This is a genomic window from Nonomuraea africana (assembly GCF_014873535.1).
Lineage (GTDB): Bacteria > Actinomycetota > Actinomycetes > Streptosporangiales > Streptosporangiaceae > Nonomuraea > Nonomuraea africana.
The window spans coordinates 5378362-5399668 of record NZ_JADBEF010000001.1 but is presented as its reverse complement, the minus strand read 5'-3'; the positions used below and the strand labels follow the sequence as shown (position 1 = coordinate 5399668).

Sequence of the window (21307 nt, the reverse complement as noted above, 5' to 3'; positions counted from 1 at the left end):
CGCCACCTCCTCGAAAACTCGCAGACTACGGCATACGGGCGTATGCGGGCAGGGTGAGGAATTCGGCGAAGTCGTCGTCGAGGGCGACCTCCTTGAACAGCGCCTCGGCCTGGCCGTACCGGGCCGCGTCGTAGCCGGGCTCCTCGGCGATCTTGGCCATTTCGTCCGCGATGATCTGCTCGACCAGTTCCTTGGTCACCAGGGCGCCGGTGTCGGCGAGCTCGATGCCGTTGTGGATCCACTGCCAGATCTGGGAGCGGGAGATCTCGGCGGTGGCCGCGTCCTCCATGAGGTTGTGGATGGCGACCGCGCCGAGCCCGCCCATCCAGGCGGCCAGGTAGCGCAGGGCGACGTCGACGTTGTTGCGCAGGCCGTTCTCGGTGATGTCGCCAGGAGTGGCGGAGACGTTGAGCAGGTCGGCGGCCGAGACCTCGACGTCCTCGCGCAGCCGGTCGAGCTGGTTGGGGCGCTCGCCGAGGACCGAGTCGAAGACCTCGCGGCAGATCGGCACCAGGTCGGGGTGGGCGACCCAGGAGCCGTCGAAGCCGTCGCCGGACTCGCGGGTCTTGTCCGCGCGCACCTTCTCCAGCGCCACCGCGTTGACCTCGGGGTCCCTGCGCGAGGGGATGAAGGCGGCCATGCCGCCGATCGCGTGGGCGCCGCGCTTGTGGCAGCTGCGCACGAGCAGCTCGGTGTAGGCGCGCATGAAGGGAGCCGTCATCGTCACCGCGTTGCGCTCGGGAAGCAGGAACTCCCTGCCCCGCGTGCGGAACTTCTTGATGACGCTGAAGAGGTAGTCCCAGCGTCCGGCGTTCAGCCCCGCGGAGTGGTCGCGCAGCTCGTAGAGGATCTCCTCCATCTCGAAGGCCGCGGGGTAGGTCTCGATCAGGACGGTCGCCCTGATCGTGCCGTGGTCGATGCCGAGCGCCTCCTGGGCGTGCACGAAGACGTCGTTCCAGAGGCGGGCCTCCAGGTGCGACTCCATCTTCGGCAGGTAGAAGTACGGGCCCTTGCCCTTGGCGATCTGCCGGGCCGCGCAGTGGAAGAAGTAGAGGCCGAAGTCGAACAGCGAGGCCGAGACCTGCTGCCCGTCGACCAGCGCGTGCTTCTCGTTCAGGTGCCAGCCGCGCGGCCTGACCACGATGGTGGCCAGCTCGGCGTCGGGCTTCAACGCGTAGCTCTTGCCGCCGGCCTCGAAGTCGATCGCGCGGTCGAGCGCGGCGCGCAGGTTGAGCTGGCCGCTGACGCAGTTCTCCCAGAGCGGGGAGTTGGCGTCCTCGAAGTCGGCCAGCCACACCTTGGCTCCGGAGTTGAGCGCGTTGATGGTCATCTTGCGGTCCACGGGCCCGGTGATCTCGACCCTGCGGTCCTCCAGACCGGGCGCGGGCGCCGCGACCCGCCAGTCGCCCTCACGGACCGCCTTGGTCTCGGGGAGGAAGTCGAGCGTGCCGCCCGCCGACAGCTCGGCCTGCCTGACCTGCCGGGCTTCCAGCAGCTCCAGCCGCCTGGCGTCGAACTTCCTGTGGAGTTCCGCCACGAAGGCCAGCGCCTCCGGCGTGAGGATCTCCTCGAACCGGTCGAGCATCGGGCCGGTGATCTCCATCGGAGCCTCTTTCCGCATAATGGAAAAATACTTCTGAATTATGGAAGTGACGCTACTTCACGGGGTCGGTCCGGGACAAGGTAGGGGTGATCCCCGATGCCGCTCGGCCGTCCCGGCGGGAGGATCGGCGGCATGAAGAAGAAGGGCGTGATCGCCGTAGGCGGACTCCTGGCCTCCGTGACGTTGCTGACAGGGTGCGGACTGGCGGGCATCGGCGGGCCCACGGAGAAGAAGACCGCCTCCTACGAGGTGAAGGACGATGTCGTCCGGCTGAGCGTCAAGGGCGAAGGGGGCGCCATCGTGGTGACCGGGTCCGACCGGACCGGCATCAAGGTCACCGAGAACATGCACTGGCGCAGCGACCAGCCGCAGGTGCGGCACGAGGTGAAGGGCGACACCCTCGAGCTCTCCTACGACTGCAAGAGGACCTGGAACGCCTCCTGCTACGTCGACTACACCATCGAGGTGCCGAAGGGCATGCGGGTGAAGACCGACAGCGGCGCGGGCGACATCACGCTGCGCTCGCTGGCAGGCGACCTCGACGTCACCACGGGAGCCGGCGACATCGACGCCAACGGGCTGACGGGCAAGCGCCTGTTCGTCGAGACGGGCGCGGGCGACATCAAGCTGAAGTACGCGAGCGCGCCCGACAGCGTCGAACTCGAGACCGGCGCGGGCACCGCGACCCTCTACCTCCCGCAGGGCGCCTACGACGTCACCACCGACACCGGCGCGGGCAGCGCGGACGTGAAGGTCACCGACGACGCGGCCGCGCCGCGAAAGGTCTCGATTTCGTCGGGCGCGGGCGATGTGAAGGTACTGCCTCTTTAACCAGGTGACTGGACGGGCGCCGTTCGGGGATGATTCTGGTACGTCCAGACGTTCCCCATTAGAGATGACACGAATGCACAACGACTTCGAAGTAGGCGAGTTCGACCTTGAAGAGCGCCAGGCGCTCCGGCGCGTGGCTGGGCTCTCCACCGAGCTCCAGGATGTCACCGAGGTCGAATACCGCCAGCTGAGGCTGGAGCGGGTCGTCCTGGTCGGCGTCTGGACCTCCGGCACGGCCGACGACGCCGACAATTCCCTTCTAGAACTCAAGCTGCTGGCCGAAACGGCCGGCTCCCAGGTGCTCGACGGCCTGATCCAGCGGCGGCAGAAGCCCGACCCCGGCACGTACATCGGTTCGGGCAAGGCGCTCGAGCTGCGTGACGTGGTCGAGTCGACCGGCGCCGACACCGTGATCTGCGACGGAGAGCTGAGCCCCGGACAGCTGCGGCAGCTCGAGGAGATCATCAAGGTCAAGGTCATTGACCGTACGGCGCTGATCCTCGACATCTTCGCCCAGCACGCCAAGAGCCGCGAGGGCAAGGCCCAGGTCGAGCTGGCGCAGCTGCAGTACCTGCTGCCGCGCCTGCGCGGCTGGGGTGGCAACCTGTCCAGGCAGGTCGGTGGCCGCGCCGCCGGCGGCGTGGGCATCGGTGGTCGCGGTCCCGGTGAGACCAAGATCGAGCTGGACCGGCGCCGCATCCGCGAGCGCATGGCCAAGCTCCGCAGGCAGATCTCCGGTATGTCCACCTCGCGTGAGACCATGCGGGCGCACCGCCAGGGCCGTGAGGTCCCCGCGGTCGCGATCGCCGGTTACACGAACGCGGGCAAGTCCTCGCTGCTCAACCGCATCACGGGTGCGGGCGTGCTGGTCGAGGACGCGCTGTTCGCCACCCTCGACCCGACCGTGCGCAAGGCGCGTACGCCCGAGGGCAGGCTCTTCACGATCGCCGACACCGTCGGTTTCGTCAGGCACCTGCCGACCCAGCTGGTCGAGGCGTTCCGCTCCACGCTGGAGGAGGTGGCCGACGCCGACCTGATCCTGCACGTGGTCGACGGCTCCCACCCCGACCCCGAGGGCCAGCTTACGGCGGTCCGCGAGGTGTTCGCCGACATCGAGGGCGCGCTCGACGTGCCCGAGATCGTGGTGATCAACAAGGCCGACGCGGCCGGCCAGGAGGTCCTCGACAGGATCGCCAGGCGCGAGCGCAACAGCGTCGTGGTCTCGGCGCGCACGGGCGCGGGGATCGACGAGCTGATGGCGCTCGTCGAGCGCGAGCTGCCCAGGCTCGACCACGAGGTGCTCATGCTGGTGCCGTACGACAGGGGTGACCTGATCTCGCGCGCCCACAAGGAGGGCGAGGTGATCTCGCTCGAGCACGTCGGCGACGGCACGGTGCTGCACGCCCGCGTGCTGCCCAGCCTCTTCCACGAGCTGGAGCGGGTGGGCAAGCCCGTCGAGCGCGTCGGCTGATATCCGATCGAAAGTACGGCTCGCGCCATGTGGCGCGGGCCGTTCTTCGCGTTAGGGGATGAACACGACAGTGGTCGTTCCCCGCTGGGATTGCTACGATAAGGCAAGCCTTACGACACTAATGGCGCGGGTATCGAGATGGCTGCTGCGAGTGATGCCGCATGCGGGGGCCAGAGCGGAAATGCGAGGCTGAGCTGCCTCAAGAGACGCATGAGTCGTTCTGATGCGAGGGCTTTCTTCCGGATAACCCTGTACAGCGAGCCGACCTGTGAAATAACGTAACTGAACTGAAATCGCCGGATCATGAGCCCGGCGATCGGTCACCGCAGGATCAATGCGGATGAGAGCAGGAGACCCCCGATGTCGGCCGGACCAGGAGCGGGCTCAGTGGGCGCGGTAGCCGCCGTCCGCTTGCCGCTGCCTGCGTGCGGGGTGGTGCGATGACTGTTCGGCTGCTCACCAACATCGGCCGCATGTGGACCGGAAACGATGTCATCAGCAACGCGGCCCTCCTCGTGCACAACGACCGCATCGCCTGGGTGGGGCGGGCGGCCGACCTCCCGCAGAGCGTCCCCGGTGTCGTCGACGACATCGTCGACGTCGACCAGGTCGAGAACCTCAGCGGCGCGCTCGTCACCCCCGGCCTCATCGACGCGCACACCCACCCCGTCTACGCGGGCAACCGCTACGCCGAGATGGCGATGCGGTCCAGCGGCTCCACCTCCTCGGCGATCAACGCGGCGGGCGGCGGCATCGGCTCCACCGTCACCGTGACCCGCGGCACCGACCCCTGGACCCTCTGCAACGGCGTGCGCGAGCGGCTGCGCTCCTGGCTGCTCAGCGGCACCACCACGGTCGAGGCCAAGACCGGCTACCACCTCACCCGCGACGGCGAGCTGGCCGACGTGCGACTGCTGCGCGAGCTGGAGAAGGAGCCGATGATGCCGCGCGTGCACGTCACGTTCCTCGCGGCGCACGTCGTTCCTCCCGAGTACTTCGGCCGCCAGCGCGACTACGTCGAGGCCGTGGGCGCCTGGTGCGCCGACGCGGCGGCGGCCGGGGCCGACAGCGTCGACGTCTACTGCGACGAGGGCCACTTCACCACCGAGGAGTCCCGCTGGGTGCTGGCCTCGGGGCGCAACGTCGGCCTGCTGCCGCGCGTCCACGCGGGCGCCTACAGCCGCCGCGGCGCCGTCCAGCTGGCCGCCGAGCTCGGTTGCGCCTCGGCCGACCTGCTCCACCACACCTCCGACGAGGACATCTCGGTTCTCTCCCGCTACGGCGTGCCGGCCGTGCTCTGCCCCGCCACCGCGATGCAGCGCGGCAGCCTTCCGCCGGTCCGCCGCATGATCTCGCAGGGCGTCACGATCGCCCTAGGCAGCGACCACAACCCCGGCCACTGCGGCATCACCTCGATGTCGCTGGTCATCAGCCTGGCGGTGGCGGCGTTCGGAATGAGCGTGGGCGACGCGCTGCGGGCCGCCACGCTGGGCGGCGCCACCGTGCTGGGCGCGCCCGACCGCGGCGTGCTCGCTCCGGGACGGCTGGCCGACATCGTCCAGTGGGACGCCGACCACGAGGGCGCCTTCGCCTGGTCCTTCGGGTTGAAGCCGCGCAGGGTCTGGCGGGGCGGAATCCCGGTCCAGTAGCTAGTCTCGGGGTCATGTCACCTTCGGTCGCGATCGTCACCGATTCCACGGCTTATCTGCCTTCCGTTCCCTCCGGTGTGACCGTGGTGCCTTTGCAGGTGATCGTGGGTGGTCGGCCGTATGACGAGGGCGATTCCGTGACGATCGGCGAATGGACCCCGGTGACGACATCGCGCCCTTCTCCCGCCCGCTTTTCCGCCATTTACGATTCTTTGTCTGATATTTCGGGAATTGTCGCTATTCATCTGTCGGGGGATTTGTCGGGCACAGTCGAGGCGGCGCGCCTGGCCGCCGAATCGGCCTCCGTCCCTGTCGAGGTGGTGGACAGCAGGTCGATCGCCATGGGCCTGGGCTTTCCCGTCCTGGCCGCCGCCCGCGCCGCCGCCGACGGGCGGTCGATGGAGGAGGTGGCCTCGGTCGCCAGGGCCCTCGCGGCTCGCACGCAGACGTACTTCTACGTCGACACGCTGGAATATCTCCGCAAGGGCGGTCGCATCGGCGCCGCGGCGTCACTCGTCGGGTCGGCACTGCTGATCAAGCCGCTGCTCCATCTGGAGGGCGGGCGCATCGTGCCGCTGGAGAAGGTCCGTACGGCCACGCGCGCCCTGTCGCGCCTGGAGGACCTGGCGGTGGCGGCGGCGGGCACGGGGCCGGTGGAGGTGGCGGTCCAGCACCTGTCGGCGCAGAGCAGGGCCGAGGCGCTGGCCGAGCGGCTCTCCCGCCGACTGCCTGCGTTGGTACGGCTGAGCGTGGTCGAGGTGGGGGCGGTGATCGGCGTCCACGTGGGGCCGGGGGCGCTGGGCATCACGGTGTCGCCGAGCGACTGACGGTTGTTTCCCGTCTGTCCACAGAACGGGGTTCGGCGGCGTTGGCCGGTAGAGGCTTGGCTTACGGTCTCGGGCTGTGCGGAACTCTGAGGAGAACGTGGAGCGCGAGGTGGCCGAGAGGCGGCTGTGGCGCGCCGTGGGGCCACCTGGGGGCACGTTCGGGGTGAGGGTGACCCCAGGGCAGCCTCCGGGCACGTTCGGGGTGACGGCGGCCCCAGGGCAGCCGCCGGGCCTTGGGGGATCCTTGCTTCGGGGTGTTCCGCCTTGGGCGGGCTTCCCCGAAGAGACGCCTTCGGGTGGCTCGCCGGCGGCGGAGGGGGTCGGCCGTCGTTGCACGTCTCGTGAGCGCCCCGGGCCAGACGAGGCAGCGGAGCGTCCTGAGTTGGGCCCGGCGTCTTCGGGTCGCCCGGGGGCTGGCGCGGCAGGGGTCGGGAGCGGGTCAGGTCGTTCGGTGTCTTTGGATCATCCTGGCTTCGGCGCGGCGTCTTCGGGTCGCCCGGGGGCTGGCGCGGCAGGGGTCGGGAATCGGTCTGGTCGTTTGGCGTCCTTGGGTGGCCCTGGTTTCGATGAGGAGCCGGTGCAGGGTCGAGCGCCCGCCGACGACCCGCCGTCTGACGGCCCCTCCGGTCTCTCCCCACGGATCCCCCAATCCTTCGCCGCCTTCCGCGCCGCGGTCTCCGCCCAGGCTCCCGGCCTCGATCCAGGACGCCCTGGGCTGCGCGTCCTGCTGGTGCTGGGTGTGGTGGCAGCCGTCGTCGGCGGCTTCTACGTCTGGCGCGCCAGCCCCACTCCCGAGCCTCTCGCCGCGCCGTCCCCGATCAGCGGCTCGGCCGCGCCCCCACCCGCCACCTCCGCCTCCGCCTCCGCCGCCCTCTCGACCTCACCCGAGGTGATGGTGCACGTGGCCGGCAAGGTGCGCAGGCCCGGCGTCTACACCCTGCCGGGCGGCTCCCGGGTCACCGACGCGGTCGAGGCGGCCGGTGGGGTGCGCTCGGGAGCTCCCACCGGCTCCGTCAACCTCGCCCGACGCCTGGTCGACGGCGAACAGATCGTCGTCGGGGCGCCCGGCGGTGCGGGCGGCGGCGTGGTCGCCGCGCCCCCGGCCGTCCTCGACCTCAACAGCGCCACGCCCGAGCAACTGGAGGAATTACCAGGTGTCGGTGAGGTGCTGGCGGCCCGCATCGCCGAGTTCCGCACCACTCACGGCGGCTTCCGAAGCGTCGAGCAACTACGCGAGGTTTCGGGGATCGGCGAAAGAAAATACGCCGAACTCAAGGACAAGGTCAGAGTTTGACTCCACCCGCATGGGAGTGATGTGGCAGCACACTCGTCGGCCAAGGACCAGAACCCTCCCACACCCCCGCCCGACGCAAAGCCCGGCCCCTCAGCCGACACCGAGCCCCAGCGACCAGCCGACGCCGAGATCCGGTCGTCGGGCTGCGCCGGGGCTCGGTGGTCGGGTAGCGCCGAGATCCGCGCGTCGGGTGGCGGCGAGACCCGGTGGTCGGGTGGCGCTGAGGTCCGGGCGGCGGGCGAGGCTGAGGGCCGGTGGGTAGGCCGGCCTGGCTGCGGCGTCGAGGCTCGGGCGTCGAGTGGCGCTGAGCCTCGGGGGTCGGGCGAGGCTCAGGCTCGGGCGGCGCGCGAGGCTGAGGTTCGGGCGGTGAGTGGGGCTGAGGATCGGTGGTCGGCGTACACGCTGGTTCTGGTTCTGCCTGCGCTCGCGTCATGGGCTACGGCGTTGATCCTCCTGGGCTGTCCGGCCCCCGTCGGCGCAGCCTGCGCGGTGATAGCGGCCTTGGGCGCGGCAGCGGTCCCCCTCGCGGCCAGGAGGCGTCGTGCGAGTGGACACGGGTGGCAGGCTGCCGGAGTCTGGGTGAAAGTCGCCATAGCGGTGCTCGGGTGCACGGCGGCCACCTCCGCCGGCGTGGCCTTTCGCGTGCACGCCGTCAGCACCGGTCCGGTCGCCGAGCTCGCCGCCAGAGGGGCCGCCGTACGTGGGGAGATCGTGCTCACCGGCGACCCCAAGGTACGGCAGGCCAAAGCGGCCTTCAGGGGCGAGAGCGTGGTCGTCGAGGCCACGCTGGAGTCGCTGGACACCCCCACCGGACGCCTCGCCGTCCACACCCCTGTCGTGGTGTTCGGGTCGGGCAGCAGATGGCGGTCGCTCCTGCCCAGCCAGCGCCTGCGGGTGGCGGGGAGGCTGGGCAGCGCCGACCCCGGTGAGCTCGTCGGCGCGGTGCTGCTGGTGCGCGGGCCGCCGACGGTGCTGTCGGAGCCCTCAGGACCGCAGAGCGTGGCGGGACGGCTGCGGGCGGGGCTGCGCGAGGCGGTGGACGGCTTGCCGCCCGACCAGCGAGGACTGCTGCCCGGGCTCGTGGTGGGCGATGTGTCGCGCATGGATCCCGAGGTCAGCGCCGACTTCAGGGACGCGGGGCTCAGTCACCTGACCGCCGTCAGCGGGGCCAATCTCGCGATCGTGGCGGGGGCGGTGGTGGCGGTGTCGCGGTTGGCGGGGCTGCCGCTCGCCGTACGGGCCGGGTTCGCGGCGCTCGCCATGCTGGCCTTCGCGGTGGTGGCGCGCCCGTCCCCGAGTGTGCTGAGAGCGCTGCTCATGGGGCTGGTCGGGGCGATCGCGCTCGGCACGGGGCGGCCGAGGGACGGCGTCGCGGCGCTGTCGGCGACGGTGCTGCTGCTGGTGATGTTCGATCCAGGGCTGGCCCGCGAGTACGGCTTCGCCCTGTCGGTCTGCGCCACGGGCGGCATCCTGCTGCTCGCGCCCGGTTGGCGCGACAGGATGTCGGCCAGGATGCCGCGCTGGGCGGCGGAGGCGATCGCCGTACCGGCCGCGGCGCAGGCGGCGGTGACGCCGGTGCTGGTGCTCATGGCCGGACAGCTGCAACTGGTCGCGGTTCCCGCCAACCTGCTGGCGGGTCCGGCCGTCGCCCCCGCCACGGTGCTCGGGTTCGCGGCCGCGCTGGTGGCGCCGCTGTCCATGGACGTGGCCAGGCTGCTCGTCCTGCCCGCGGGCTACGCGGTCGGCTGGATCATCACCGTGGCCGAGCACGCCGCGCGCGTGCCGCTGGCCGGCCTCCCGTGGCCGGGCGGGCTCCCCGGTCTGCTCCTGCTCGCCGCGGCGGTCGCGCTGGCCGTACCACTGCTGCGCCGCGCGGGCGCGCGGCTGATCGTCATGACCATGGGCACGGCAGGCCTGGCGGCAGTCCTGGTCGCCGGTCCCGTGATCGCCCCTTGGCCGCCTCCTCGCTGGCTCTTCGTCGCGTGCGACGTGGGGCAGGGCGACTCCCTCGCCGTCGCGGCGGGGGCGGGGCGGGCGGTCGTCGTGGACACCGGTCCCGACCCCACGCTGGTGGACCGGTGCCTGCGTGATCTCGGCGTCCGCGAGGTCCCGCTCGTCATCCTCACGCATCCGCATCGCGATCACGTGGGCGGCCTGGACGGGGTCTTCAGATCGGGCCGCCGGGTCGGCGCGGTGATCGTCAGCCCGGGGCGGGCGCCCGCGAACGAGTCCGCCCGGATCTCGGCCGCCCTGGGCCGCCGCAGGGTCGCCGAGTGGGTGGCGTCCCCCGGGGCCCGCTGGCGCTTCGGCCCGTCGGAGGTGACCGTCGTGGGGCCCGCGCCCGGGGGCATGCCGGGCGGTCCTGGGGAGGGGAGCACGATCAACAACGAGAGCGTGGTCATCCTGGTGCGCTGGGCGGCGGGGTCGATCCTGCTCAGCGGCGATGTGGAGACGGAGGCGCAGGCAGAACTGCTCCGCGCGGGGCTGCCCCGGGCCGACCTGCTGAAGGTTCCCCATCACGGATCGGCTCGGCAGGACGCCCGCTTCCTCGCGGCGACGGGGGCGCGGGCGGCCTTGATCAGCGTGGGGTCCGACAACGGGTACGGGCATCCGGCGCCGCCGACGCTGGGGATGCTGCACCGGCTGGGGATGCGCGTCTACCGCACGGACCAGTCGGGCGCACTGGCGGTCATCGATCAGTCGGGACGGCTGGCAGTGGTCTCCAGAGGCAGGACCAATGAGTGAACCCCGAGGTGTGGGCGACGTCTTCGCGGCCGACCGGGTGTGCGGGGTGGTTCCTGGAGTCGCATCGGGGAGTGAGCTGCGGGCTTTCGGTGTGGGCGGCGGCCTTGCGGGCGGCCGGGCGTGCGGCCGTGGGGTCGTTGGGCGGGCCGGTGAGGGAGCTGCGGTCCTGCAGTCCGGTGTGGGGCGGTGGGTCGGGTGTGCGGTTTGGTGGCACCGGTCGGTGAGGGTGGCCGCGTGGCTCTATTCATTGGGCACCGCCCTTCGTGCCTGGGCTGCGGCTGACGCCAGGTCGTGCCGGTGACTGCGTGGGGTTGGTGTCCGGTTGGCCGGGGTGGGGCGTCGGGGCTGGGGTCGCTGTCTGTTGGCTTTCGGCGTCAGGTGGATGACGGGGTCTGGGTCCAGGTTTCGTGCAGGTGGGTCCAGCGCAGGCCGTGGGGGGTGTCGGCATCGCGGGTGAAGACCACGGTGGCTCGGCGGATGCTCGGGTCCTGGCCGCCGTGGTGTTCCTCGTATGTGGCGACCACGAAAGGTTGCGCGCTCGCGATGATCTTCACGTTGCGGATGGTGATCGTGAGGGTGGGCGCGGCGCCGTGTGCGGGCTCGATCATGGACAGCACCCGCGGCAGCGGCAGGGTCTCGCCGTCCGGGGTGATGAGGGTGAAGCCGGGCGTGTGCGCGTCGGCGAAGGCGGGGAGGTCGGCGCGGGACATGCGTCCTGCGAGCCAGTCCTCGATGACCCGGTGGTGGCGGACGATCTCCGCGTGGCAGGCGTTCGCGTCGTCGGCGGGGGCCGGAGCGGGTGTGGGGGCGCTCATCGGGCGAGCTCCGTCCAGGGCTGGGCGGCGATCCACGTGCTCAGGGGGGTGAGCCGGATCTCGAGGGTCTTCTCCAGTGCGGCTGGGTCGAGGTCGTACAGGTCGTGGCCGTGCTCGGCGATCCAGCGGTACGTCGAGACGACGCCTGCGGCGGTGGGGGCGCCGAGCGCATGGGTCAGGCCCGCTTCGAACTCGTCGAGGTCCTGGGCGACGTACCGGACAGGGCGGCCGAGGGCGACCGAGAAGGCGGCGGCGAGCTCGTCCCCCGTCACCACATCGGCTCCACCCAGGTCGAGCGTGAGCCCTTCCCCTGGGTGTGAGGGGGAGGCGGAACCGTTCGAGCCGAGCGTGGGTCCCTCATCCGTGCGCGAGGTGATGGTGGGGCCGCTCAAAGAGGGCGCGCGTGGGGTGAGGGCTGGGCTGACCTGGGGGTCTTGGGTGGGCGTGGGGGCGGTGGAATCGCCCGAGGAGGCTGCCGTGCGTCCGGCGGGAGAGCCGTTCGGGAAGGGGAGGGTGAGGGCGGCGACGGTGGCGTTGGCGAGGTCGGCGTGGCTGAGCCAGGACACCGGCAGGTCGGCCGGCAGCGGGTACCGCAGCACCCCCTCGTGCACCAGCGGCCCCGCCACCCACCGCGCGCACAGGTTGTCGAGGTAGACGGGCGGCCTGAGCACGACCGTCGGCACCCCGCTCGCCCCCAGCAGCGACGCGGCCGCTCGACGGGTCTCGAAGGCGGCCACGGACGTGGGGACCGGCGGGATGCGGTTGGCGGTGTTGTAGACCAGGCGTCGCACCCCCGCCGCGACCGCCGCCTCGGCGATGTTGCGGACGTAGGCGTCAACGGTGGAAGGCTCGAAGACCATGGGCAGCACCACGCTCGCGTGCGTCACCCCGTCGAAGGCGGCCCGCACCGCGGCGGCGTCGGCCAGGTCGCCGGCCACCGGGGTCACGCCGGGGGGAAGCCCCGCGCCCGAGCGGGTGAGGCCGCGCACCGCGTGCCCGGAGTCGGCCAGGCGCCTGGCCACGGCGCCGCCCTGCGCGCCACTGGCGCCGATGACGAGGATGTCCATGGCACCCGAGCATGCCCCACGCGCAGGCTACGATCGATAAAGCCGAGTCTTCCGAACTTTAAGGATCGTCCGTGGGAGATCTGCTGAGCGAGCTGCTCACCCCGCTGCGCCTGCACGGCGTCTTCCACAGCCGCTGGTCGGCGCGGGCGCCGTGGGGGGTGGCGGGGGAGCGGGAGCACTGCGCCCTGCTCCACTACGTGCAGGAGGGCACGTGCACGGTGGAGCTGCCCGAACTGCCGGAGCCCGTACGGCTGAACGCGGGCGACCTGGCCGTCTTCCCGCACGGCACCGCCCATCGGCTGGCCGACAGCCCTGGCCGGCCGACCGTGCCGCTGGCGTCGCTGCTACCGGACCGGCAGCCGGGCGCGGTGCGCACGGTCGAGATCGACGGGCCGGGTCCCGCCACGACGATGCTCTGCGGAGGGCTGCACTACGACGACTCGGCGGCGGCGCCGCTCTACCGGGCGCTGCCCCCGGTGCTGGTGCTCGACAGGGAGATGCTGGAGCGCCAGCCGCTGCTGTCGGGCACGCTCGACCGGCTGGCGGGGGAGTGGGCGGGCGGCGAGCCAGGTGCGGTGCTGGTGGCGTTGCGGGCGTTCGAGCTGGTCTTCGTGCTGGCCTTGCGGGTCGCGCTGGCCGATCTCGACACTCCCGTGCTGCACGCCCTGCGCCATCCCGGCATCAGCAGGGCCCTGCTCGCCGTCCACACGAGGTTCGGTGAGCAGTGGACGCTGGAGTCGCTGGCGGAGGAGGCGGGGCTGTCGCGGTCGGCGTTCGCGGCCTGCTTCAGGGAGCTGGTCGGGGAGGCGCCGATGCGGCACCTGACCGCGCGCCGGATGCAGGAGGCGGCGCGGCTGCTGAAGGAGTCGACCCTGGCGCACGGGCGCATCGCCGAGCGCGTCGGCTACCGCTCGGGCGTGGGGTTCCATCTGGCCTTCCGGCAGTGGTGCGGGATGACGCCGGGGGAGTACCGGCGGCTTGGTCCCCGGCGGGGTGGACCGGCAGTAGCGTGAGGCGGCGGCGGTACGAGAGAGCCAGGAGAATGTGAAGCATGGTGACGTTGGTCGTCGGGGACGAGGAGCTGCTCGCCGAGCGCGCGGTCGGCGAGGTGGTGGCCGCCGCGAAGGCGCGCGACTCGGGCGCGGAGGTGCACGACCTGGTCGGTTCGAAGGTCGAGCCGGGTGAGCTGACCAGGCTGGCCTCGCCTTCGCTGTTCGGCGACACGTCCGTGGTGGTGATCAGGTCCGCGCAGGACCTGTCGAAGGACGTCATCGCGGAGGTCGTCGGCTACGCGAAGAACCCCGCGGACGACACCGTGCTCGTGCTGGTGCATCCGGGCGGCGTCAAGGGCAAGGCGCTGATCGACGGCGTCAAGAAGACCAGGGCCGACGTGGTCACCGTCAGCAAGCTCACCAAGCCCGCCGAGCGCCTCGAGTTCATCAGGGGCGAGATCAGGCGCGCCGGCCGCACCATCACCGGCGACGCGGCCCAGGCGCTTCTCGACGCGGTCGGCAGCGACCTGCGCGAGTTGGCCGCGGCCTGCGGGCAGCTGGCCTTCGACACCGAGGGCAAGAGCATCGACCTCGACGCCGTCTCCCGCTACCACAAGGGCAGGGCCGAGGTCAGCGGGTTCACGGTGGCCGACGCCGCGGTCGAGGGGCGCCTGGCCGACGCGCTGGAGCAGCTGCGCTGGGCGTTGAGCACGGGAGTGGCCTCGGTGCTGCTGGTCAGCGCGCTGGCCCGCTCGCTGCGGTCGCTGGCCAAGGTCGGCGGCGCGGGGCGCAACGTCCAGCCCGCGCAGCTGGGCATGGCGCCCTGGCAGATCAACAACGCCAAGCGGCAGCTCAGAGGGTGGGGCCCCGAGGGCCTGTCCGCGGCGCTGCGCGCGGTCGCGGTCGCCGACGAGCAGGTCAAGGGCGGCGGCGCCGACCCGGCCTACGCCCTCGAGCACGCCATCCAGACGATCGTCGCGAGCAGGAACGGCAGGTAGCGCGGCCGATCACGGCCTGGTCTCCACGCTGACCAGCATCCGCTTGAGCAGCCCGTCGAGCGTCTCCCGCTCCTCGGGGGCCAGCGCGCTCACCATCGCCGCCTCGGCCATGGCGCGCACGTTCATCGCCGCCGACCACAGCCGGTGGCCCTTCTCGGTGAGCTCCACGTCGACCCTGCGCCTGTCCTCCTCGCTGCGGATCCGGCGCACCAGCCCGGCCTTCTCCAGCGTGTCGACGCGGCCGGTCATCCCGGCGGGCGAGAGCAGGAGCTCGCTCGCCAGCTCCGACGGCGTCGCCTGCCGCGAGTCGCGCGCCGCGAGCCGGTGCAGCGTCTCGAACTCGAAGTCCTGGATCCCGACCTCGGCCAGCGCGACCTCCTTGGCGTGGCGGACATGCTTCACCAGGAGCTGCATACGCGTGATGATCGCCTCCACCCGCTCGTCGTAGGGCGCCTTGCCATGCCAGCGCGCCAGATGTTCGTCCACCGAATCATACGTTGACGAAATATTGGCTGGCGAATTAGTCTCCGGGGCCATGCTGACCAGACTAGTGATCGGCCGCGCGCTCTCGGCGCTGGCGACCGCGCTGATCCCCACCACACTGACCCTCGTCGTGCTCAGGGTCACCGGCGACGCCGCCGACCTGGGCGTCGTGCTGGCCTGCGAGCTGGTGCCGATGCTGGTGCTGCTGCCGGTCGGCGGAGTGATCGCCGACCGCTTCCGGCCCGAACGCGTCGTGCTGTTCGCCGACCTGACGCGATGCGCGGCCCAAGCGGCGATCGGTGTGGAACTGCTGCTCGGGGTGGCGCGGATCGCCGACCTGGCGGTGCTCGCGGCGGTCACGGGCGCCGCGGTCGCGTTCGGCACGCCTGCCGTACCGAGGCTGGTGGCCGCGACCGTGGAAGGACCGGCCAGGCTGCGCGCCAACGGGCGGATCAGCCTGGCCACCAGCCTGTCCGCCGTGGGCGCGCCCGCGATCGCGGGCGCGCTGGTCCTCGGGGCGGGGCCGGGGTGGGCGTCGCTGTTCACCGCCGCCCTCTTCGCCGCCTCCGCCTTCACCCTTGGTGGTGTCCGTACGGCGAGAGCCGCCACCCCCATGGGCAAGCACGCGCTGACCAGCGGCTGGCGGGAGATCAGGCGGCGTCCCTGGTTCCTGGTGAGCGTCATGGGCCACGGCGTCTGGCACTTCTGCGCCGGGCTGTTCCTCACGCTCGGCCCGCTGATCACCATCAAGAGCGGCGAGGCGATGTGGGTGGTCATCGTGCAGTGCGGCACGATCGGCATGCTCGCGGGCGTCTTCGCCGCCCCTCGCCTGCCCATCCGCAGGCCGCTGGCCGGATGCGCGGTCGGGGCCGCGCTCTACGCCGCGCCTTTGGCGGCGCTGGCCGTACCGTTGAGCGGGTGGGCGGTGGCGGCGGCGTACGCCGTCGCGATGTTCGGGCTGGGCCTGCTCGTCCCGCTGTGGGAGACCGCGGTCGCCGACCGGATCCCGGTGGAGGCGCTGGGCAGGGTGCGCTCGTTCGACTCGTTGATCTCCTTCGCCACCAGGCCGCTCGGCTTCGCCGTCGCCGCGCCGCTGGCCGGCTGGGCGGGTACGGCGCCGCCGCTGTGGATCGCCGCGTTCGCGGTGGCCGCGGCGAGTCTCAGCGTGCTGGTCGTGAAGGAGGTCAGGAGTCCTGCAGAGCCGCTTCTCTCAGCACCCCGTCGCTGATCTCCAGGACTCTGTCGGCCAGCGTGATCAGGCTCGGGTCGTGGGTGGCCACCAGCGCGGTGACGCCCTCGCTGCGCACCAGCGCCCTGATCAGCTGCATGATCTGGCGGCCGGTCTGCGAGTCGAGCTGGCCCGTCGGCTCGTCGGCCACCAGCAGGCGCGGCCGGTTGGCCAGGGACCTGGCGATCGCCACACGCTGGCGCTGACCACCCGACAGCTCGTACGGACGCTGGTTGACGTGCTGCTCCAGGCCGACCAGCGACAGCAGCATGCGGACCCGCTTCTCCCGCTCCTCCACCGGCGTGCGGGCCAGGCGCATCGGCACGCCGACGTTCTCGGCCGCCGACAGGACGGGGATCAGACCGAAGGACTGGAAGACGAAGCCCACCACGTCGCGGCGCAACGCCAGCAGCGCCTCCTCGGGCAGGGCGGTCACCTCCTGCCCCGCCACCACCACGCGGCCCGCGTCGGGCCGGTCCAGCCCGCCGATCTGGTTCAGCAGCGTGGTCTTGCCCGAACCCGACCGGCCGCGGATCGCGACCAGCTCGCCGGGGTAGGCCGCGAAGGAGACCTCGCGCAGCGCGACGACCTCCTTGGGGCCGGACCCGTAGACCTTGCGCAGGCCCTCCACGACGACCAACGGCTCATCGCTCATCGGCAGACTCCTCACGGGACGGCCACACCCCGATGTGGTCGGACTCGAGCTCGAGGCGCACCCTGCGCTCCATGTCGAGGGCGTTCATGAAGTCGCGCGGCAGCTGCAGGCGGCCGACACGGTCGAGCACGGCGTACTCCTCGGCGATGATCTCGCCCTCGGCGCCCTCCCTGCGCAGCGTCTCGCTGCTGGTGCGGCCGTCGCGGATGCCCACGGTACGGTCGACCTGCTCGGAGACCAGCGCGTCGTGCGTGACGATGACCACGGTGACGCCCAGCTCGCGGTTGGCTCGGCGCAGCGCCTCGAACACCTCCTCGGAGGTGTCGCTGTCGAGCTCGCCGGTCGGCTCGTCGGCCAGGATGAGCTGGGGGGAGTTGGCCAGCGCCACGGCGATCGCCACGCGCTGCTGCTCGCCGCCCGACATCTCGGCCGGCCGCTTGTCCGCGCAGTGGTCGACGCCGAGCAGCGTCAGCAGCTCCATCGCGCGGTCTCTGCGATGTCTGCCCGCCAGCCGCATCGGCAGCTCGACGTTCTCGCGGGCGGTCAGGTAGGAGAGCAGGTTGCGCGCGGTCTGCTGCCAGATGAACCCGACGACCTCGCGGCGGTAGCGCAGGCGGTCCTTGGCCGTCATGGACAGCAGGTCCATGCCCGCCACCCGCGCCAGGCCCGCGGTCGGCACGTCGAGGCCCGACAGCACGTTGAGCAGCGTGGACTTGCCCGAACCCGACGCGCCCACGATGGCGATCAGCTCGCCCTTCTGGATGAGCAGGTCGAGGCCCTGGAGGGCGACGACCTCGACCCCCTCCGTCTTGTAGATGCGGACGAGGTTGTCGCAGACGATGTGCGCGTCGCCGCCGAAGGCGGCCCGCTCGCGCGTGGCCTGCGCCTCCAGGTCGGACATGGTGGGGATGTTCGTCACGGGTCACCTACTCGAAGAACGGAGCCGGGGCCGGGCGGTCCAGGTCGCGTCCGACCACCAGCGGAACGCGCACCCGCATATCGTCCCCCGCCTATCTGGCTCCCCCCGTTGAGTGAACCTTTGGGGATGGAAGGGCGGGTAGGCAAGCCGATCTTCTTAACGGTGACACAGCCGATACGCTGCAGTTATGTCGAAACTGTGACAGTTTCCGGAAGAAATCTGGATATCTGGCTGAGCGCACACGAAAACGCCGCACTCCGGTAGGGAGTGCGGCGCTTCTTGCTTACTACTGGGCGACCTGCAGCGCGGCGGCGCGCGCGGCGATCGCCGACTTGCGGTTGGCGGCCTGGTTCTTGTGGATGACGCCCTTGCTCGCGGCCTTGTCGAGCTGGCGGGCGGCGACACGCTGCAGCGCCACGGCCTCGTCGACGTTGCCCTGGTCGGCGGCCTCGCGGAACTTGCGGATCGCCGTCTTCAGGGAAGACTTGACAGCCTTGTTGCGCAGACGAGCCTTCTCGTTCTGCTTGTTGCGCTTGATCTGGGACTTGATGTTCGCCACGAAGAAGCCTCGGTGAAGGTCAGAAATCGGATGGGGCGCGCGGGCTCGATGAGAGGGCGCGCCACACGCAGTTGAACAGGTTACCAATAATCGAGGGCACCGCTCAAATCGGCGACCTCGCTGCACCAGCATACGGGGTGTCGCGCCGGATCGGGCCGCCTCGGCGCGCCTCAGTTCGCCATCCAGCGATCGGTGTACTCCTTCCAGTCCGCCTCCGTGGCGGCGAAGTCGACGTAGAGCGCCAGCCCGAAGCGGTCGCGCCTGCCGTACGAGGAGAGAGCGAGCCTGGCCCCCTCGGCGGCCATGGCGACGCTCTCCGAGGCGTCGTTGTAGGGCATGCCGTGGTCGTGGTAGGCGGGGGCGCCGATGAAGACGGCCGTGGTGGCGGGGGCCAGGTCGAGGGCCAGGCTCGCCTGCCGCGCGACGTGGCCGCCGTAGAGGGACTGCGAGGGGAGGTAGGAGTCGTAGGTCATGATCGCGACCTGGTCGGTACGGCGGGCGACCTCCCGGAAGAAGCCCTGCGACCAGTACTTGTCGTGGCCGAGCACGGCGCGGGCGCCCAGGCGCATGAGCGGATAGGGCTCGATCTGCGGGGTCGAGACCGACAGCAGCCTGGTCAGCGGGCGGGTGCGGTCGAGCAGGTCGAGGAAGTCGGTGTCGCCGTCGCCAATGGGCTCGAAGTTGTAGTGGACGCCGTCGAAGCCGAGGTCCACGATGTGCTTCGCGCCGGCGAGGACCCGGTCGCGGGCGGCGGGGTCGTCGAGGTCGAGGCCGTTCTTGACGGCCTGGCCGAGCCAGGCGGAGACGCGCACTCCAGGCAGGTGCGTGCGCCACCACTTCAGGAAGTTTGCCGCGTTGGGGTGCTTCGCGGGGTCGAGGGCGCCGTTCCACTCGAAGGGGCCCGCGTGCACGAAGACATCCTTGACGCCGGTGGCCCGCAGCCGTGCCGCCATCTTCTCGACATCGTGCTCCGTGCGGCGGCCGTCGACCCACGCGTGGCCCAGCCACAGGGCGTCGTTGCCCGTGCTCTTCGCCCACGCCTCCGGCGCCCCGGTAAACTGAAGGCGGAGCGCGACTGCCACCACGACGGCGAGCGCGACTACGACGGCTAAAGCCAGCGCGAGGGCGCGCAGGCCGCGGCGGATGACGGTTCGGGGATTCACCCGGGCATGTCACCATGAAAGACGCTTGACCTCAACCCTGTCGAAACGGACTTCGGTGCGCACTCAGCCTGGCCAGACCGACCCCGCGTTGATCCGCAACTTCTGCATCATCGCGCACATCGACCATGGCAAGTCGACGCTTGCCGACCGGATGCTGCAGATCACCGGCGTGGTCGACGAACGCTCCATGCGCGCGCAGTACCTCGACAGGATGGACATCGAGCGCGAGCGCGGCATCACCATCAAGTCGCAGGCCGTCCGCCTGCCGTGGAACGGCCATGTCCTCAACATGATCGACACGCCGGGGCACGTCGACTTCACCTACGAGGTCTCGCGCTCCCTCCAGGCGTGCGAGGGCGCGATCCTGCTGGTCGACGCCGCCCAGGGCATCGAGGCGCAGACGCTGGCCAACCTCTACCTGGCCATGAACAACGACCTGCACATCATCCCGGTGCTCAACAAGATCGACCTGCCCGCCGCGCAGCCGGAGAAGTTCGCCGAGGAGCTCGCGGGGCTCATCGGGTGCGACCCCTCCGACGTGCTGAGGGTTTCCGGCAAGACGGGCGTCGGCGTGAAGGAGCTGCTCGACCACGTTGTGGAGACCGTGCCGCCGCCCGTGGGCGACGCCGACGCGGCGGCCCGCGCGCTGATCTTCGACTCGGTCTACGACACCTACCGGGGCGTCGTCACCTATGTCCGGGTCGTCGACGGCCACCTCGGCAAGCGCGAGCGCATCACCATGATGTCCACGCAGGCCACCCACGAGACGCTCGAGATCGGCGTGATCTCGCCCGAGCCGAAGCCGGCCGAGAAGGGCCTGGGCGTCGGCGAGGTCGGCTACCTCATCACCGGCGTGAAGGACGTGCGCCAGTCGCGCGTCGGCGACACCGTCACCTCGGCCGCGCACGGCGCCACCGAGATGCTGGCCGGCTACGACCACCCCAGGCCGATGGTGTTCTCCGGCCTCTATCCCATCGACGGCGACGAGTACCCCGAGCTGCGCGAGGCGCTCGACAAGCTGCAGCTCAACGACGCCTCCCTGGTCTACGAGCCAGAGACCTCCGCCGCGCTCGGCTTCGGCTTCCGCGTCGGCTTCCTCGGCCTGCTGCACATGGAGATCATCCGCGAGCGCCTCGAGCGGGAGTTCGGCCTGTCCCTGATCTCCACCGCGCCGAACGTGGTCTACCGGGTCGTCATGGAGGACGGCAAGGAGCTGACCGTCACCAACCCGTCCGAGTTCCCCAGCGGCGGCAAGATCGCGCAGGTCTTCGAGCCCGTCACCAAGTCCACGATCCTGGCGCCCTCCGAGTTCATCGGCGCGATCATGGAGATCTGCCAGGGCAGGCGCGGCCAGCTCCAGGGCATGGACTACCTGTCGGAGGACCGCGTCGAGATCCGCTACACGCTGCCGCTCGGCGAGATCATCTTCGACTTCTTCGACCAGCTGAAGTCGCGCACGCGCGGCTACGCCTCGCTCGACTACGAGCCCGCGGGCGAGCTCGAGTCCGACCTGGTCAAGGTCGACATCCTGCTGCAGGGCGAGCCGGTCGACGCCTTCAGCGCCATCGTGCACAAGGACAAGGCCTACGCCTACGGCGTCGAGATGGCCAAGAAGCTGCGCGAGCTGATCCCGCGGCAGCAGTTCGAGGTGCCGATCCAGGCGGCGATCGGGGCGCGGGTGATCGCTCGCGAGAACATCAGGGCGATCCGCAAGGACGTCCTCGCCAAGTGCTACGGCGGTGACATCTCGCGTAAGCGGAAGCTGCTGGAGAAGCAGAAGGAAGGCAAGAAGCGGATGAAGATGGTGGGGCGCGTGGAGGTGCCGCAGGAGGCCTTCGTCGCCGCGCTGTCCACCGAGTCCAGCACCGACAAGCCGAAGAAGTAACACCGGCCGCTCACGGGGTCCGGCGCTCGCTCCGAGCGCCGGACCCCGTCGCGTTCAGGAGCAGGTGATCTCGGGCGGCTTGCCGAGCTCCACCTCAGGGATCGACGGGCGGGCAGCGTGGTG

The 21307-nt window shown here is 71.0% G+C and carries 18 protein-coding genes; 10 read left to right on the top strand and 8 right to left on the bottom strand.

Features of this window, described 5'->3' with window-relative positions:
- Window positions 1-25: 25 nt before the first annotated feature.
- Window positions 26-1621, bottom strand: a complete 1596-nt coding sequence (gene aceB, locus H4W81_RS25565) for a malate synthase A (RefSeq protein ID WP_225958794.1) — start codon at window positions 1619-1621, stop codon at window positions 26-28.
- A gap of 78 nt (window positions 1622-1699) precedes the next feature.
- On the opposite strand from aceB, the gene H4W81_RS25560 reads away from it, so the two are divergent.
- The 6 genes from H4W81_RS25560 (at window position 1700) to H4W81_RS25535 (ending at window position 10420) form a co-directional block, all read left to right on the top strand.
- Window positions 1700-2434, top strand: coding sequence for a DUF4097 family beta strand repeat-containing protein (locus H4W81_RS25560; RefSeq protein ID WP_225958793.1), 735 nt, complete (start codon window positions 1700-1702; stop codon window positions 2432-2434).
- Between the two features lie 64 nt (window positions 2435-2498).
- Window positions 2499-3905: a GTPase HflX gene (hflX, locus tag H4W81_RS25555; protein ID WP_192777137.1), complete on the top strand. Its 1407-nt coding sequence runs from the start codon at window positions 2499-2501 to the stop codon at window positions 3903-3905.
- Between the two features lie 440 nt (window positions 3906-4345).
- On the top strand, window positions 4346-5554 hold the full coding sequence (gene hutI, locus H4W81_RS25550) for an imidazolonepropionase (RefSeq protein ID WP_192777136.1): 1209 nt from the start codon (window positions 4346-4348) through the stop codon (window positions 5552-5554).
- Between the two features lie 14 nt (window positions 5555-5568).
- Window positions 5569-6381 carry a DegV family protein gene (locus tag H4W81_RS25545; RefSeq protein WP_192777135.1) on the top strand — a complete coding sequence of 271 codons (813 nt, stop codon included), beginning with the start codon at window positions 5569-5571 and terminating at the stop codon, window positions 6379-6381.
- Window positions 6382-6958: 577 nt separating this feature from the next.
- Complete coding sequence (locus H4W81_RS25540; protein WP_318781946.1) at window positions 6959-7675, top strand: ComEA family DNA-binding protein; 717 nt, start codon at window positions 6959-6961, stop codon at window positions 7673-7675.
- A gap of 579 nt (window positions 7676-8254) precedes the next feature.
- On the top strand, window positions 8255-10420 hold the full coding sequence (locus H4W81_RS25535) for a ComEC/Rec2 family competence protein (RefSeq protein WP_318781945.1): 2166 nt from the start codon (window positions 8255-8257) through the stop codon (window positions 10418-10420).
- Between the two features lie 374 nt (window positions 10421-10794).
- On the opposite strand, the gene H4W81_RS25530 is transcribed toward H4W81_RS25535, so the two are convergent.
- Window positions 10795-11235 (bottom strand): DUF4440 domain-containing protein, encoded by a 441-nt coding sequence (locus H4W81_RS25530; RefSeq protein WP_192777133.1) that lies wholly within the window; start codon window positions 11233-11235, stop codon window positions 10795-10797.
- Entirely contained in the window at window positions 11232-12302 is a 1071-nt protein-coding gene (locus H4W81_RS47630; protein ID WP_225958790.1) for an SDR family oxidoreductase, read from the bottom strand. Before H4W81_RS47630 ends, H4W81_RS25530 begins: the two co-directional genes overlap by 4 nt.
- Before the next feature lie 71 nt (window positions 12303-12373).
- Between H4W81_RS47630 and H4W81_RS25520 the strand changes: the two genes are divergently transcribed.
- Together H4W81_RS25520 and holA are read left to right on the top strand one after the other, a co-directional pair.
- Window positions 12374-13315, top strand: coding sequence for an AraC family transcriptional regulator (locus tag H4W81_RS25520; RefSeq protein WP_192777132.1), 942 nt, complete (start codon window positions 12374-12376; stop codon window positions 13313-13315).
- A gap of 38 nt (window positions 13316-13353) precedes the next feature.
- Window positions 13354-14292 carry a DNA polymerase III subunit delta gene (gene holA, locus H4W81_RS25515; protein ID WP_192777131.1) on the top strand — a complete coding sequence of 313 codons (939 nt, stop codon included), beginning with the start codon at window positions 13354-13356 and terminating at the stop codon, window positions 14290-14292.
- Between the two features lie 9 nt (window positions 14293-14301).
- Here the strand turns inward: holA and H4W81_RS25510 are convergent, their stop codons facing one another.
- The gene (locus tag H4W81_RS25510; RefSeq protein ID WP_318781944.1) at window positions 14302-14778 is read right to left on the bottom strand and encodes a MarR family winged helix-turn-helix transcriptional regulator; all 477 of its coding nucleotides are present in this window, start codon (window positions 14776-14778) and stop codon (window positions 14302-14304) included.
- 49 nt (window positions 14779-14827) lie between these two features.
- Here H4W81_RS25510 and H4W81_RS25505 point away from each other — a divergent pair, with 49 nt between their 5' ends.
- Window positions 14828-16003, top strand: a complete 1176-nt coding sequence (locus H4W81_RS25505; protein ID WP_192777129.1) for an MFS transporter — start codon at window positions 14828-14830, stop codon at window positions 16001-16003.
- Here H4W81_RS25505 and H4W81_RS25500 read toward each other — a convergent pair.
- The 4 genes from H4W81_RS25500 to H4W81_RS25485 form a co-directional block, all read right to left on the bottom strand.
- Window positions 15960-16658 carry an ABC transporter ATP-binding protein gene (locus H4W81_RS25500; protein ID WP_192777128.1) on the bottom strand — a complete coding sequence of 233 codons (699 nt, stop codon included), beginning with the start codon at window positions 16656-16658 and terminating at the stop codon, window positions 15960-15962. The two genes, H4W81_RS25505 and H4W81_RS25500, sit on opposite strands and share 44 nt — an antisense overlap.
- Window positions 16648-17577 carry an ABC transporter ATP-binding protein gene (locus tag H4W81_RS25495; RefSeq protein ID WP_318781943.1) on the bottom strand — a complete coding sequence of 310 codons (930 nt, stop codon included), beginning with the start codon at window positions 17575-17577 and terminating at the stop codon, window positions 16648-16650. Before H4W81_RS25495 ends, H4W81_RS25500 begins: the two co-directional genes overlap by 11 nt.
- Before the next feature lie 286 nt (window positions 17578-17863).
- A complete protein-coding gene (rpsT, locus tag H4W81_RS25490) occupies window positions 17864-18136 on the bottom strand; it encodes a 30S ribosomal protein S20 (protein ID WP_192777127.1) in 273 nt (90 codons plus the stop codon).
- 170 nt (window positions 18137-18306) lie between these two features.
- On the bottom strand, window positions 18307-19299 hold the full coding sequence (locus tag H4W81_RS25485; protein WP_192777126.1) for a glycoside hydrolase family 18 protein: 993 nt from the start codon (window positions 19297-19299) through the stop codon (window positions 18307-18309).
- A gap of 55 nt (window positions 19300-19354) precedes the next feature.
- Between H4W81_RS25485 and lepA the strand changes: the two genes are divergently transcribed.
- Window positions 19355-21184, top strand: a complete 1830-nt coding sequence (gene lepA / locus H4W81_RS25480) for a translation elongation factor 4 (protein WP_318781942.1) — start codon at window positions 19355-19357, stop codon at window positions 21182-21184.
- The last annotated feature ends 123 nt before the right edge of the window (window positions 21185-21307 follow it).